The sequence below is a fragment of the Pseudomonas sp. XS1P51 genome (genome assembly GCF_054897845.1).
Map to the genome: position 1 here is coordinate 1,850,416 of NZ_CM142707.1, position 15,004 is coordinate 1,865,419.

At 60.8% G+C, this 15,004-nt stretch carries 8 protein-coding genes and 2 pseudogenes; 3 read left to right on the forward strand and 7 right to left on the reverse strand.

The window, feature by feature from the left end; translation table 11 throughout:
- Positions 1-46: 46 nt before the first annotated feature.
- Both ACYZUD_RS08460 and ACYZUD_RS08465 read left to right on the forward strand, forming a co-directional pair.
- The gene (locus ACYZUD_RS08460; RefSeq protein WP_462023541.1) at positions 47-2,794 is read left to right on the forward strand and encodes a cation-transporting P-type ATPase; all 2,748 of its coding nucleotides are present in this window, start codon (positions 47-49) and stop codon (positions 2,792-2,794) included.
- A 350-nt stretch (positions 2,795-3,144) separates the two neighbouring features.
- Positions 3,145-4,141, forward strand: a pseudogene (locus tag ACYZUD_RS08465) (transposase); the annotation flags it as partial.
- 186 nt (positions 4,142-4,327) lie between these two features.
- On the opposite strand, the gene ACYZUD_RS08470 reads toward ACYZUD_RS08465, so the two are convergent.
- Complete coding sequence (locus ACYZUD_RS08470; RefSeq protein ID WP_462023542.1) at positions 4,328-4,807, reverse strand: transposase; 480 nt, start codon at positions 4,805-4,807, stop codon at positions 4,328-4,330.
- Positions 4,792-5,091, reverse strand: a complete 300-nt coding sequence (locus ACYZUD_RS08475) for a hypothetical protein (RefSeq protein ID WP_462023543.1) — start codon at positions 5,089-5,091, stop codon at positions 4,792-4,794. The genes ACYZUD_RS08470 and ACYZUD_RS08475 overlap by 16 nt, the downstream gene beginning before the upstream one ends.
- On the opposite strand from ACYZUD_RS08475, the pseudogene ACYZUD_RS08480 reads away from it, so the two are divergent.
- Positions 5,026-5,203 (forward strand): annotated as a pseudogene (locus ACYZUD_RS08480) (IS3 family transposase); the annotation flags it as partial. The gene ACYZUD_RS08475 and the pseudogene ACYZUD_RS08480 overlap by 66 nt on opposite strands.
- Here the strand turns inward: ACYZUD_RS08480 and ACYZUD_RS08485 are convergent.
- The 5 genes from ACYZUD_RS08485 to tssK are packed head-to-tail and all read right to left on the reverse strand — an operon-like array spanning position 5,178 to position 15,003.
- Complete coding sequence (locus ACYZUD_RS08485) at positions 5,178-5,825, reverse strand: response regulator (RefSeq protein WP_462023544.1); 648 nt, start codon at positions 5,823-5,825, stop codon at positions 5,178-5,180. The pseudogene ACYZUD_RS08480 and the gene ACYZUD_RS08485 sit on opposite strands and share 26 nt — an antisense overlap.
- The gene (locus tag ACYZUD_RS08490) at positions 5,818-9,018 is read right to left on the reverse strand and encodes a response regulator (RefSeq protein WP_462023545.1); all 3,201 of its coding nucleotides are present in this window, start codon (positions 9,016-9,018) and stop codon (positions 5,818-5,820) included. The genes ACYZUD_RS08485 and ACYZUD_RS08490 overlap by 8 nt, the downstream gene beginning before the upstream one ends.
- Positions 9,015-12,956 carry a type VI secretion protein IcmF/TssM N-terminal domain-containing protein gene (locus tag ACYZUD_RS08495; RefSeq protein ID WP_462023547.1) on the reverse strand — a complete coding sequence of 1,314 codons (3,942 nt, stop codon included), beginning with the start codon at positions 12,954-12,956 and terminating at the stop codon, positions 9,015-9,017. The genes ACYZUD_RS08490 and ACYZUD_RS08495 overlap by 4 nt, the downstream gene beginning before the upstream one ends.
- Positions 12,956-13,624 carry a DotU family type IV/VI secretion system protein gene (locus ACYZUD_RS08500; RefSeq protein ID WP_462023548.1) on the reverse strand — a complete coding sequence of 223 codons (669 nt, stop codon included), beginning with the start codon at positions 13,622-13,624 and terminating at the stop codon, positions 12,956-12,958. The genes ACYZUD_RS08495 and ACYZUD_RS08500 overlap by 1 nt, the downstream gene beginning before the upstream one ends.
- On the reverse strand, positions 13,621-15,003 hold the full coding sequence (tssK, locus tag ACYZUD_RS08505) for a type VI secretion system baseplate subunit TssK (protein WP_462023550.1): 1,383 nt from the start codon (positions 15,001-15,003) through the stop codon (positions 13,621-13,623). The genes ACYZUD_RS08500 and tssK overlap by 4 nt, the downstream gene beginning before the upstream one ends.
- Position 15,004 lies beyond the last annotated feature (1 nt).

Genomic DNA, 15,004 nt, shown 5'->3' on the forward strand with positions numbered 1-15,004 from the left:
GCAAGTCACGCTCGTTTGATCCTAGCCACGGAAGAGGCCTGACCCGATGACAGCTCCTTTCAACCCTCCGCCAATCCCCCACTCGCCAACCTCCTGGCATACGCTCGACGTCAAAGACGTCGAGCACAGATTGCAGACCGGGCCAGAGGGTTTGCAGGATGCCGAAGCGGCAGACCGTGTTGCTCGATATGGCCCGAACAAACTGATTCCGCCCAAGCGCCGCGGGCCGATACTTCGACTGCTGGCGCAATTTCACAACATATTGCTTTACGTGATTATCGGTGCGGCATTCATCACTGCCCTGCTCGGTCATTGGGTCGACACCGGCGTACTGCTCGCCGCCGTGGTGATCAACGCGATCATCGGTTTCATCCAGGAGGGCAAGGCAGAGCACGCGCTGCATGCGATTCGCGCCATGCTCGCCCCCCACGCCATGGTGGTTCGCGATGGCGTTCACCACGAGATCGATGCCGCGGACCTGGTACCGGGCGATCGGGTTCTACTGGCCTCCGGCGACCGTGTGCCGGCGGATTTACGCCTGGTGGCCGTCAGGGATTTGCGCATCGAAGAAGCAGCGTTAACGGGTGAATCCCTCCCGGTTGAAAAAGGCACCGAAGCCGTACAGCTGGATGCCCCGCTGGGGGACCGGCACTGCATGGCATATTCCGGCACTGTCGTGGTTTACGGCCAGGCGACTGGCATCGTCATCGGCACCGGCGCCTCAACCGAGCTCGGAAAAATCAATCAGACGCTGGCGGACATCCAGAGCCTGGCCACGCCGTTGCTGCGCAAGGTGGATCGGTTCGGACGGATGCTGGCCCTGACCATTCTCGGCAGTTGCGTGGCGACCTTCGTGCTCGGCACCCTGTGGCGCGGCCATCCACCGGCGGAAATGTTCATGATGGTCGTGGCACTCGCCGCCTCGGCGATACCCGAAGGCCTGCCGGCAATCATGACCGTGACCCTGGCACTCGGCGTTCAACGCATGGCCCGACACAACGCCATCATCCGTCGCCTGCCAGCCGTGGAAACCCTGGGATCGGTGACGGTCATCTGCTCCGACAAGACCGGCACGCTGACCCGCAATGAAATGACCGTGCAACGTGTGGTGTGCGCCGGCCATGTGTTTGATGTCGGCGGTGTGGGTTATGCGCCGGTCGGCGATTGCAGCATTGATGGGCGCATCATCGATCCCGGCCATTATCCGGCGCTCAGCCTGGCGATCCGCACCGGCGTGTTATGCAACGACGCTCATCTGCGCAATGAAGACGGCCTGTGGCGCATCGAAGGCGATCCCACCGAGGGCGCCCTGCTCGTACTGGGCGACAAAACCGGTTTCACCCAGGATGCCTGGACACGACTGGATTCCATCCCTTTTGAGTCACAACACCGCTTCATGGCCACCCACCATCGGGACAGCGATGGCCAGTCCTGGATATTCGTCAAAGGCGCCCCCGAACGCATTCTCGATATGTGCGACACGCAGTTGAACCACGATGGCGAACACCCGCTCGATGTCGATTACTGGCGCCGCATGACCACAGACACAGCAGCCCAGGGCTTGCGGCTACTGGCCCTGGCTTGCAAACGCTCAAGCCCGAAGGAGGATCGCCTGACCTTTGAGGATACGGAGTCCGGCCAGACGCTGCTGGCCCTGGTCGGTATCGTCGATCCACCGCGAGAGGAGGCTATCAAGGCCGTTGGCGAATGCCACCACGCAGGCATCAGGGTAAAAATGATCACCGGCGACCACGCGGAGACTGCACGCGCCATCGGCGCACAGCTCGCTATCGGCGTCGGCAAACCAACCATGACCGGTGCAGAAGTGGCCCTGATGAATGACGAAGCCCTGCGCCGGATCGCGAATGACGTGGATGTATTTGCCCGGGCCAGCCCGGAACACAAGCTGCGGCTGGTGAACGCGCTGCAGAACAACGGTCATGTCGTGGCAATGACCGGCGACGGTGTAAACGACGCCCCCGCGCTCAAACGCGCGGATGTCGGCATATCAATGGGCATGAAGGGCTCGGAGGCGGCCAAGGAAGCGTCCGACATGGTCCTGGCCGACGACAACTTCGCCACGATCGCCACCGCCGTCCGCGAGGGCCGGGCGGTTTACGACAACCTGAAAAAATTCATCCTGTTCATGCTGCCCACCAATGGTGGCGAAGCCCTGGTCGTGATTGCGGCCATCCTCTTTGAACTGGCACTGCCGCTCACCCCCGCCCAGGTACTGTGGATCAACATGGTCACGTCTAGCACCCTGGGCCTGGCCCTCGCCTTCGAACCCGCCGAGCACGGCATCATGAGGCGCCCGCCACGGCCACCGGGCGAAGCGCTGCTGTCCGGGTTCTTCATCTGGCGGATACTCATGGTTTCGGTATTGATGATGTGCGGCGCCATCGGCCTTTTCCTGTGGCAGTTGAGCGAAGGGAGCAGCCTTGAAACGGCACGCACCATGGCCGTCAATACCGTCGTCGTCGCGGAAATGTTCTATCTGCTCAATACCCGGTCTCTTCTCGCCCCCGTCACCAACCGCGAAGGACTGAGCGGTAACCGCCATGTATTGCTCGCTATCGCGACCTGTATTCCCCTGCAACTCGTCTACACCCACATGCCGATCATGCAGGAGATTTTCGGCTCGGCCGACCTGTCCCCACTGGAGTGGGGAAAAGTCATCGGTGCCGGACTGCTGGTGTACATCGTGGTGGAACTGGAGAAATTCGTGATCCGCAATACGCGTCTTGTTGAACACGTCCGCCAACGCAATGAGGTCTTTGATCGATACCGGTAACCCCTGCAACAAGCCCAATGGTTCACCGGCCAGCACCTTGCGCTCAGCCTCGCGGGCAGCGTCCAGCGTCTCATTGCCGAAGGCGTGGAAACAGCAGAAATAATTAGAGCTTTGGGTGCGTACGGTTGCGACATCGCCCAGGGTTTTCACGTATGCCGTCCGATAACCGCTGAAGCGTTTACCCTGTGGTATGAAGAACGCCCCCCACACATACCCCCCGTAACCTCCGGAGGGATTACATCAGCGCCTTCTGGTGATTGAGTGCTTTTAGGCCGATTCTGTTGAAAAAGTAGCTCCTCTGGCTGACCTCCGGAAAAATCTCTGCATTGGTCGGAGGGGGATCACGCAGCATGATGGGACAGTTATCGAGTGGGCAGGAGCGACTGTTTTACTCGTTCAACCTTGAAGATCACATCCCTGCCAATCACCTTCTGCGCAGCATTGATCGGTGTCTCGATCTGAGCGACCTGCGCCATTACCTCGCCGATTTCTATAGCCCGATTGGGCGTCCGTCGATTGATCCCGAACTAATGATTCGCATGCTGATCGTGGGCTATTGCTATTGCTACTGCATTCGCTCAGAGCGGCGGTTGTGCGAAGAGGCCCATCTGAACCTGGCGTATCGCTGGTTCTGCCGGTTGAGCCTTGAAGATGAAGTCCCCAACCACTCGACCTTTTCCAAGAATCGACACGGCCGTTTTCGGGACAGTGATCTGTTTCGCTGGTTGTTCAATGAAGTGCTGCGTCGCTGCATGGACGCAGGCCTGGTTAAAGGCGAAGGATTTGCCGTGGACGCCAGCATCATCAAAGCGGATGCGAGTCGGCAGCGCGGCGTACCCGATGATGAACAGGTCAACTGGAGCGATCCGGCCCTGAGCACTCGCGCCGTGCGTGAGTACCTTGAAGCCCTCGATGAAGAGGCTTTGGCCGAAACGCTACCGAAGCGCCTGTCGCTGACGGATCCTCAGGCTCGCTGGACCGCTGCTCCAGGCGGCCCGGCGTTCTACGCTTATTCCACGAATTATCTGATCGATACCGAGCACGGCGTCATTGTGGATGTGGAACCCACACCCAGCTCATCGCACAGCGGAGGTCGAGAGCACCAAGACCATGATCGATCGCGTTGAAGCGCAATTCGACATCAAGCCGGAACGCCTCATCGGCGATACCGCTTACGGGACCGCGCCGATGTTGGCCTGGATGGTGGAGGAAAAAGACATCGAACCGCACGTGCCGGTGTGGGACAAAACGGAGCGCAAGAACGACAGTTTTTCGAGCACCGATGTCCACTGGAATGAAGAGACTGAGGAATACCGCTGCCCGGCCGGCAACGCATTGCGCAGCGACTCATTGGTTGAGCGGTTTAACCGATAACCGATCAATCCTCATGGAGAGGCCCGCCTTTACGCGGGCTTTTGCCAGCGTTTTCGTATCCGCCCTGTCATGCCTTCGTCACACCCACCAAGCACAATGCGGTCAGCAAAAGGGATTTGGCCCCATCGACAGAAAGCCCGGCTAAGTGCCTAATGCCAGTCAGTTAAGCTGACTGGAATTTTTATTTTTGATCGGATACTTCGGGGATTTAAGCCTGATGGCCCGGGGATAAACGCGCTCCTCCCGTCGATGAGGCAGGACGTAATGCGTGGCTGAAGCATGCAGCTCGGCCAGGTATTTGGGGATGTTCCCAGAGCGATCAGCCGAGACGCTGTTGATAAAACCGAGGATCGCCCAGGTGCACGCGGTAAAGCTCATTTCGCATGGGTAAATACCGGGACAATGGCAGCTCATTTCCACCATCTGATAGCGCAACAAGTTGTAGCCCAACAACACGCCCCACAACTCTTGTTCGATCATCTCGGGCGTTTTGCTGCGCAGCGTATAACTGCTGTTGAGCAGCGTCTGCTTCATCTCCCAAAACCCTAATTCGATCTCCCAGCGCTGGCTGTACAGATCGACGATTTCGTCGGACGGGAAGCGCAGCGGGTCGGCCATCGACGTCAGGATCTGACACACCTTATGTCCACATCCGAAAGCTTACCGGCCAGGAAGCGTACTTTCAGCCACGATGTCAGGTAGGCATAGCGCCCCACGGCCGCCGATACACCACCGGCAAAGATCCGAACGCTGTACTGCATTTTTCTCCAGGCATTAACCATCTCTGAAGAGGCTTCAGTCTCTTCGACGAAGTAAGGGTCATCGTCAGCGTCGTCCCCGCTCCATTCCTCAGACGAGGTGTGTATGGCGCACGGCGGGTGTTTGCTGACTTGCGTGATGCTGGAGAAAGCTGCGGCAAACATCGTATCGCCGGGTTGATGCGCACCTAAAAAGTCAAGGCGCTCATAGCTCTACAAAGCCCCTCGCCCACTCAAAGGGCGGCCATCGATCATTGTTCCTCTCCAAGTAGACCGAGCCGATAGGCCCACTGGGTCATATCGGCAGCGTTGTGTGCGTCCAGTTTCCTCATCAGGTTGAGCCGATGGGTCTCTACGGTTTTGAGGCCTATACACAAGATCTCGGCAACGTCTCGATTGCGCGCGCCTTCGGCGACCAGCTTCAAGACCTGGCGCTCTCGCCCGGTCAGGCTGACACCACTGGTCGTTTGCCCACCGCCGCGTAGCGCCATGACTTGAGCGGCATCGAGACCAGAATCGATATAGACTCTCCCCGCGCGCACCTCGGCGATGGCCTGGAGCAGATCCTCTCGCCGGCTTCGCTTGAGCACATAACCTACCGCGCCGGCCTCCAGCGCCAGTGCGGCGTTATGTTCAGAGACCGTGGAAGTCAGTGCGATGATGAGGATGGCGGGCCAGCGCCTGGCGATCAAGGTCAGGGCCGAAACGCCATCGAGCAAGGGCATATTCAGGTCCATCAACACCAGATCCGGTTGCAAGGCGCGGCACATGGCAATGGCTTGCTGACCGTCTTCGGCCTCGCCAGCCACGCTCAGTTCCGGCACATCGGCCAGCAGAGCACACAACCCTTCGCGAATCATTGCGTGATCATCCACCAGCAGTAAACGGCACTCAGGCATCGTCAGGTTTTCCAGTTTTTCCAGAGAGGGCTGGCCGACGCGCAGCCAGGGTCAAACCATCCATTTCCATTTCCATTTCCAGTTGCAACAGCGCAGCGACGATCGTGGCGACATCCGCCTCAGACGCGGCCCGCTCCATCAACGCAGCCGACGCCTCCAAAGCCGCTTCACCGAATTGCCCGGCGCTCCCCTTGAGGCTATGGGCGATACGCGCGGACTCAGCATGATCGACCTGCGCGACCGCCTCCTTGAGCCGAACCAGCAAGTCCTGGCAGTCCGCCATGAACAAACGCTGCAGACGCGGTGCACGGAGCGGGTCCGGTTCATGGAGTGGCATCACGGGCGGCATGGACGTCGCCAGACCCGGTTCCGGTTCCGGTTCCGGTTCCGATGACGCTGCGCTGCGCAATTCCATCCCCCGTGCCTGTTGTCGCACGATCACTCGCGTGATCGCATCGAACAGCTGCATCGGTAACACCGGTTTGGCGAGATAGTCATTGGCGCCGGCTTCGATGAACCGTTCACGGTCACCGCTCATGGCGTTGGCGGTCAGGGCGATGACGTAAACATCCTCATCCAGTACTGAGCACTGCCCCGAACGCAACTGACGAACAGCCTCCATGCCATCCATTCGCGGCATTTGTCCGTCCATCAATACCGCATCGAAGACCTTCCGGCCGAGTATTTCCAGCGCTTCGACGCCGTCACGGGCATGAACGACGCGATGGCCGAAACGCTCCAGGAACAACTGAGTAATCTCCCGATTGGTGGCGATGTCATCGACCACCAGGACGTCTAGGCTGAAGTCATGCCGCTCCAGACTGCGCAACGGCGACGGCGTTTCGCTGAGCGTCGGCGTTGCGCCGCTCTGCACCTCGCACAAGGTCCGATAGAAATGCTGCCGACGCAGTGGCCTGACAACGCATGCCGCGAGGCCATGGGCACGCAGTTCATCGGCAGACGGCAGTGATTCCACGTGCGAAGCCATCAGCACGATGCGCGTGGTCGCCAATGTCGGGGCTGCACGGCACAGGTCGGCGAACTCCACGCCATCGACCATAGGCAGGCGCCAATTGACCAATACCAAGTCGAACATGGCACCCAACTGCGCCTGCTCGCGCATCAGGTTCAATGCTTCTTCGGCTGACGCCGCTCCCTGGCACAGCATCTGCCACTGGCCGAGCATCTCCATCAATGCCCCACGCTCATCAGCGTGCTCATCGACCACCAGGGTTCGTAGCCCCCACAACCTTGGGGCATCCGCCGCACGCGCCGGGCATTGCGGCAAGGGCAAGGTCAGCGTGAAGGCAGACCCCACACCCGCTTGGCTTTGCAACTCAATACCCCCGCCCATCAACCTGGCCAGGCGCTGGCTGATGGACAAGCCCAACCCGGTACCGCCGTAGTTTCGGGTGGTGGAGGCATCCGCCTGCAAAAATGCCTCAAACACCGAACACTGTGCGGACGGCGCGATGCCGATGCCGGTATCGATTACCTGAAAGCCAAGCCGGTCGCCATCCGCCCGCCATACCAGCAGGCGAATCGAGCCACTGGCCGTGAACTTGACAGCGTTACTCAGGAGATTGAGCAGAATCTGCCGCAGTCGCCACGGATCGCCGGTCACTTGCCCCGGTACATTGGTGGCAATATGACAGATCATGCGCACGCCCTTCTCCGCCGCGCGCGGCGCCAGCAGTTCGGTAACATCTTCCAGCACTTCGGTCAGATCGAATTCGACCTGCTCGATATTCAAGTTACCCGATTCGATTTTGGAGAAATCCAGGATGTCGCTGATCAGCGCCAGCAAGGCTTCGGAGTTCTCGCGGATTGCCGTGACAAAATGTTGCTGTTGAGGCGTGAGCGGCGTATCCGCCAGCAAGTGATTCATGCCGATGACGGCGTTCATCGGGGTACGGATTTCATGACTCATATTGGCCAGGAACTGTCCCTTGAGCTGGTTGGCCTGGTCGGCGATATCCCGGGCGCCCTGCAGTTCCTCAGTGCGCACCGCCACCAGGTTCTCCAACCCGGCCTGCTGGGCCTGCAACGCATCGAGCAAGCGGTTGTAAGCCCTGGCGAAGCGGCCCAGCTCATCCGCGCGCGCCTCCGGCAAGCGCCGGGACAGGTCGTCGCCACGAGCGGTCTCTTCGATTTCCCGCGCAAACCGTGCCAGCGGCCGCGCCAACTCGCGATGCAATACCCAAAGTAAACCAAGGGCCAGCAGGATAAAGCCGACAATCGCAAAAGGAACCTCGGCGAGAATCATACCCAACGCGCCTGCGCGCAGCTGTGCTTGCGGATACAGCGTCAACAGATACCAATCCGGTTGCCCCAGGTGAGCGACGACCATCGGCGTGTCGGCGTCGAAGCGACCGATCTGTGGGAAGCCGGCCGCGACAGGCAAATCCGCGATCAGTTGCTTGAGCCTGTCGTGGGAAACCGCCTCCAGCGTATTGCCGGAAAGATCGGCAATGCGTTGACCTTGTGCATCCAGCAACAAGGTGGGATAGCCATTGAGCAACTGCCCGATACGGGCCAAACGCTCATCCAGCTTCAATTCATAGCCCGTCATGAACAATGGCTTGCCCGATGCATCCCGGGCGACCACCGCAACGCTGATCAACTGGCGGCCCAGCGACGGCTCGTAATAGGGCCCGTCCCAGACAACCTGGCGCCCATCTGCCTGCAGTCCGTCGAACAGCGCGCGCAAATGAGTCGCTCGGGCCTGGGCGAAGCCCGAAGGAATATCGACTTGCGTGGAAAACGCCGCCCCAGCGTCGGGAAAATAGAAAAACGTATCGACCGTCATCGCCTGGCCGGCCGTACCGAATGCTTCGGCGGCGGAAGCGGCGCGGGACAACCGTTCAGTGGCCGAGGCGTCTTGTGCGGACTGATTGAGCACCCAGTGCATCGTACTGCGCTGGAAAATATTGCCGCCAAACTCGTTAGCCGCGCCGCTGTTCCAGCGCGTCATCAGTCGTCTGGCGCCCTCCTCCGCGTCGCGAAAATCGTCATTGTCCACACTGGAGAGCAAGGCAAGGCGCTGGCTGAGATCCTCCAGCGCCTTGCCTTGCAGTTGTTCATAAGTGCGCCAGGCGCTAAGCCCGGCGGCCACGCACCAACTCAACGCCAGCACCAGCGCCAGGACACCGGTAATGCGCAGCGCCAGTGACGCGCGCCAGCCCTTCGTCACAGGTCGACCTTGCTGGCAACCGCACTGTCGAGTGTGGCGGCCACGCCCATTTTGCGCACAATGTCGCGAATCGCCCGTTGCGCGGCCGCGTCGTCACGCAGCGCCACCACCAGCAACCGCGTCACCTTGTCACCCGTTATCGCCTGCGTGGCTTCGCGCCGGCTGGTCAAGCCCAAGGTGCGCAGCTGCGCCTCAAGGTTCTTCAAGCGCGTCTCGTTGCCATAGGTGCCAAGATCCAACCGCAGCCCTTCACCTGCCGACAGACCTGTTGCCACGGGCCGGGGCGTCCAGCACCAGGCAATCTGGGTCGGTGGTTGAATACTCGCGACCCCTTGCTCGGTGGGCGACCCGAGAGCGGCCAGACGGACATTCGTCGCGGCCGCCTGGGCATCCATCGCTGTCAACTGTTCGGCGATGCCGTTCAACTGTGCATCGATGAGGGTGGCCTGGCGCTGCAATTGGTCGGCCTGGGCATACTTGTCCAGCAACGCCTGTTCGCCTTCCTGGCGGTAAGTCAGTTGAATGCCGACCAGATTCTCGCTTCCCATCAAGTTACGCTGGCTCGGAAAATCACCGGCGCTGAAGGTGTGTTGCCCACCGTTGAACAGTCGCAGGAAGTCCACGAACGCCCGGTCCCCGGTCCAGTGCCGGGTCAGCTTGAAGTTGGCGAAGCTGATCTCCAGGATGACATCAGCGCAGGCCCCCGGTGCCCAGACGAAGCTGGCGCTGGTGGGAAAGTTGAAGTTATCCAGCACCGTCGACCGGCCACTGCATTGCAGTGTCAGGCGCGTCTGCTGGGGCAGCGAACGGGCGCCGAGGTTGACCTGTGACGGCGCGGCGGACAATTCCACCACGGCCGCGGTGGCCTGCAGTATGGCAATGCTCTGCTTGAGCTCAGCCCGTTGCGCCACAAGGCCTTTCTGCTCGGCTTCCAGTGCCTGTCGACTTTGGTGCTCCGTGGCCTGCTGGGCCTGACTCTGTCGCTCGGCACCGAGCAGATCGTTGCGCGCATGCTGCATACGACTGACATAGGCGTAGAACGCACCGGTCAGCGGAATTTGCACACCCAGCGCTTCCCGTCCGCTGTAACGCTGCACATCGCGTTGCACAAAGGTTTTTACCGCTCCGCTCATAAAGGCCGGCAGTTGACCGCGCTCGCCGTATAGCAGCTCGTTGAGCATGACCGGGTCCTGCACGCCCTGGATCGAACTGAGCAACTGCCCGCTCCAGTCACTTTGCAGGCGACAGGCCGCCACTTCGGAGGCGTAATGTGAGGAAAAATCCAACTGGCCGGTCGCCAACGACCAGACCACATCTTCACGCGAGTCAGGCCCCTTCAGCGCCTGGATCAAGGCGCTGCGCACGCTATCGGCTTCCCACAGCGGCGCGGACTTCACCGAAGGATCGGCGCCGAAGCCCCAGGTATCCATGGCAACCTGGAACGCTTGCGCATCGCTTTTCTGCAGATCGGCCACCACACCTTTCATCAACTGCTGAAACCTGGCCAATGCACGGGCTTGGGCCAACTCGTCACGCAAGCCGTTGACGCCACTCTCGATCGAGCCGCCATTGGCCACGCCCTTGAGCACATCGCCCCCCAGGGCATTGGTGATTTTCAGACTGCCCAGCGCGCCCGCTTCGGCATGCAAATCGTTGTTACTGGCCAGTTCAAGCAAACGATCGAGCGACACCGCGCGGCTCGCCCAAGGTGCGCGTTGCTCGACAGGGATCAGGGCGAACCGTTCGGCACTGCGATGCAACAGCTTCAGGAACGGATCGTTGGGCGTACCGACGACACTCAGGGCCAGTTGCCAGTCACCGCGACTTTTCAAGCGTGTCTGCGCACTGAGCAGGCTGCCCTGGAGAAACCGATACCAGGCTTCCTGGGTATCGCTTCGGTACTGATCGAGGAATTTCACCCGCTGTGTCTCCCACAGCGCGCTGTCACGGCTGGCGAGGCCGAGTTCATCCATAAAAGCAAAAATCGCAGTATGCCCTTGTGACGTATAGGCACCGGAAAGACTCAGCCCCGGGTTATCGCTATCGCTCCAGTATTCAGACAGCCGGATCGGCTGCAGATTACCCTGCAGTTCCGCCCAGGCATTCAGCCACGTCAGGGGACGTCCTTCAAGTCCCATGCTTTCCAGCTGGCCCAGCAAGGCCGCGCGCTGGCCCTGCATCTGCGCCATATCGGTTTGCCACTCCAGATAGGAGCGATAGCTGCTCCCCAGAGTGACCAGTTGTCCGGCGCTGATCGCTTCCTTGGAGCCATAGGTCAAGTTCAGGAAACCCACCTCGGAACCGGGCAGCGGCAAGTTATCCATCGACTGATTATTCAGACGGGCATCGAGCAGGTTGATCCGTCGCACGAGGAATTCGGCATAAGCGGCAATCAGTCGTGGATCGCCGCTGTTCAACGCGCCGCGCAGGTTTTGCGAAATGAAACCGTCGAATACCGGCGTGCGTATTTCGCTGTCGAACAGCCTGACGTAGTCGGAGCGATAGTGCGCCTGGACTTGATCGATATGGCGTGAGAACGGCAGCAAACCATGCCATCCGCGCTGCTGCTGGGCAGACAGGCTGATCAACGCTTGGCGGAAGCGACGCAGCGCATCCAGATCGGTCTCCAGCCCACCGTCGAAATCCTCGGCCGCTGGCGGCTCGTCGAGCGCTTCGGTGATCACGGCCTGAGTGTGATGGTCGGCATACACCAGCAATGCGCCAAAGCCGACACACAGTCCCAGCCAGCCGATGACGGCGGCATGGGCCAACAGCCTGCGCCAGCGATGCCAGCTATCGATGGGTTGATAGGCGTGGCGTTGCGCGGGCAAAAGCTGCCCCAGCAACTCATGACTGAACCAGCCTTCGTTTGTGCCGTCTGCCTCTTGCCCTTGTGCCGTCAGGAACAGCCCGCAGAGCAGCGGCAACTCGCTGTAGGGGTTGGCGTCAAATGCCGGCAACAGCAGATGCTCGAGACGTGAGCGTAAGTCAACGATGCGCTCCGGCAGGCTGAAGGCATCTTGATCAGGCAGGCCACGCACGCCCAACTCTATGCGCAGATTGAACAGGCGCTGACCAAGCCCGCTGAACATCTCTTCGAGAAACACCTGCGCTGCGCCCGTGCGCTGCCGGCTGAGCAGGCCAAATGGCTGCTCACGTTGTGGTGGTGTGAGGGCGGCAGCCCATTGGGCGAAACCCGGTAAGGCTTCGGCACCGGTAATAATGAAATACACCGGCAAACGGGCACCAAAGACCTTCACCAGATCATCAAGACGGCGGCGCAGATTGTGTCCCTGCTCGGCCAGGCGCGCATCAGAATCGCTCAACAAGCGCTGGCAGTCGATCACCAGCACTACACCGTTGAGGGGTTCGCGGCGTCGCGAACGCAGCAACCAGTACAGCAACCGCCGCCATTCCGGGCCCGCGTCGCTGTTGCCCTCGGCCATGCGCCCGGCGGGCTCAATGATCACGCCACGCTCAAGGAACCACCAATCCAGGGTCCCGGTCGAGGCAGCCGGCTTTCCACCGCGGGTCGAACGCAAGGCCGAGGTCAACCCGCTGTTGCCCAGCAAAGCACGGGTGTCGCTGCCACTCTCGCCCAGCATCAGAAACCAGGGCAGCACATACAGTGGTGACCCCAATCGACTCAGGCGCGACTGGCGCAACATCTGCACGCCGCTGTTCCAGTCCTGATCAAGCGCCGGCGTCTCATCGCGACGACTCTGGGGCAACTCGCTGTTCATCCGGCGACGCAAGCGCCAGGCATACCAGCGTCGCCTGACACCACGCAGGCAAAAAACCACCAACAAGGTAACGATGAAAATCACCGGCACGTACCACAATGGCCAGTTTTCGTAGAGCGCCAGGCCCCAGAGCAACAGCACAAAGCCTGCCAGCAGCAGCCCCCAGAGCAAGAACACCCCTGCTTTCCTCAACATCAGCGCATCTCCAGCAGTTGGCTGACTTGTCGACCCAGCGAGAGATCGAAACTGATGTAAAGCACGGTCAACAGAATCAAGGGCACCCCGATCAGCAGCAGCACCGAAATACCGGGCAAGCCCCGGCGCACCACACGCAGGCGTGTTGGCAACTGCGCCTCGGGTTGTTCAAAGAGATAGCTGGTGGCATCCAGCGGGACCATCTGCCGATCGAGAATGATCCGTTCCAGGCAGAGCCGACGGTATTGCATCAACTCACCACCCGGACGGGTCGCGTAGCGCCCCTGGAAGCCGCCGAGCAAGGCCAGGCCGAAGACCTCGCGGGCACCGACCGCCGCCTCGGGCAACGCCTCCAGGCGCTGGAAGAACTCGACACCGGCACGACTGGTGGAAAAGTAGTGACGTTGCAACGGGGCGCGCCGCCATTGTGCTGCCCCGGGCCATTCGCCAGACATGGCCGCCTCATCGATCCAGGCGACCACCGCGAACAACGCCTCACGCACTTCGGCTTCGGCAAAATGCAGCTCGCGGGCCCGATTGGCGGCGCCATCGAGCAGCACGATGAGCGCCGGCGCAAGCGTCTCGTAGGACTGTGCCGGATCAATGAAGCCGCGCTTGGCAGCCTCGAAACTCGACATCCAGCAGTCAGCCAGGCGGGGATTGATCATGTGCGCACCACCACCAGGTCGATACTCAGGTCAGCCGGCGGCTGGGGCAGGAAAAACGCCGCCTGCCGCTCCTGCTGTAGCGTGTCCCAACCATCGCTCAGCGTTTCCAGGCGGAAGTACAACGCGCCGGCCACCCGCGGCAGCCCCTGGGGCGGAACCTGCAGGTAGATCAACTCGACGCCGGGCAAGGCGCGGTTGACCAGGCCTTGCATGACACTCAGCGCTCCGAGCTTGCCATCCATCGGCAGGCACTCGGCCAGCCACACAGGATCGACCACACTGCGCGCCACCAGAAAGTAACGATGCCGTGGGCCGAAAAACGCGTCCGGTAACGGAGCCTGATAAAAACCTTCCTGCAGTTGCAGGTGCACCAGCAACTCTGAGCCGATGCTGATTTCATTGAGCTGCTGGCCGATCAGGGCCACCAGTGCAATCGTCGCGGCGCCCGCCTCCTCGTGTTTGTAGGGTGGCACCAACAGACGCCCATCCGGGGTTTCGCCGAGCATGTCGCAGACATCGGAAAACAGACTCAACTCACCGACAAGTTCGCGCAGGGTGCCGTAAAGCTGCCATGGCGAAACCTGCGGTGTTTCCAACAAGTGCGTCAGCAACGGGCCATAGCGATTCAATACCGCCAGGGCCATCAGATGGTTGACCTGCGCAGCGTCGAGATCGCCCCGCCGCGACTCTCCCGGCTGCTTGTACACCGACAACTGCCGCGCCCGGCCGACCAGTTCGTCACGGACTTCACGCAAGGTTTGCAGGAGCATCGGCGATGCCGCCAGATTGATCGACGGCGGCACGTAGCGCTGGGCCGGCCGGACGCGATCACCGTCCAGCTCAAGGCGGGCAATCGGCAGCAGCTCGTAGGCGCTCAAATGCTCCAGCTCATCCTCCCAGAACAGCCGCAACACATAGGACATCGGCCTCACCCGCGCTTCCGGGGAATTGCCGAGACGATCACCGATCACTTCCGGGTCAGCCGCCACGATAAACCGCGCTTCCGCCCGGGAACCCGCAGAGAGGGTCTCGAACACTTGCGCGTTGACTTCGCCTGGCAACAAGCGGCGCAACCCCACAAACAGCGTGCGGCCGCCACTGAATTCGCCCAGGTCAAGGCTGCGCGACTCCAGCACCGCATTACCCGGATATTCGGCCAACGTGCCTTCGGCGAAGCGCACCGACAATTGATCCAGCAGGCACTGTTTGGCAACCAGCGCGGGTTCGTTGATCTTCAGCGAGATCAGGCCCCACGGGTAAGGATGGTTCAACCCCGTGGTACGGGCAAGACGATGCTCGATACGGGCATCGTTCTGTTGGAAATGCTGAGGCTGGAGGAACAAGCCCTGGTGCCAATACAACAACTGATCGATATTCATA

Bases quoted from the DNA above. Each gene is read 5' to 3' on its own strand.
- ACYZUD_RS08500 (WP_462023548.1), bottom strand. From the start codon at position 13,624: ATGATCAATCCCCGCCTGGCTGACTGCTGGATGTCGAGTTTCGAGGCT.
- ACYZUD_RS08460 (WP_462023541.1), top strand. From the start codon at position 47: ATGACAGCTCCTTTCAACCCTCCGCCAATCCCCCACTCGCCAACCTCC.
- ACYZUD_RS08495 (WP_462023547.1), bottom strand. From the start codon at position 12,956: ATGTTGAGGAAAGCAGGGGTGTTCTTGCTCTGGGGGCTGCTGCTGGCA.
- ACYZUD_RS08475 (WP_462023543.1), bottom strand. From the start codon at position 5,091: ATGTTTGCCGCAGCTTTCTCCAGCATCACGCAAGTCAGCAAACACCCG.
- ACYZUD_RS08485 (WP_462023544.1), bottom strand. From the start codon at position 5,825: ATGCCTGAGTGCCGTTTACTGCTGGTGGATGATCACGCAATGATTCGC.
- tssK (WP_462023550.1), bottom strand. From the start codon at position 15,003: ATGAATATCGATCAGTTGTTGTATTGGCACCAGGGCTTGTTCCTCCAG.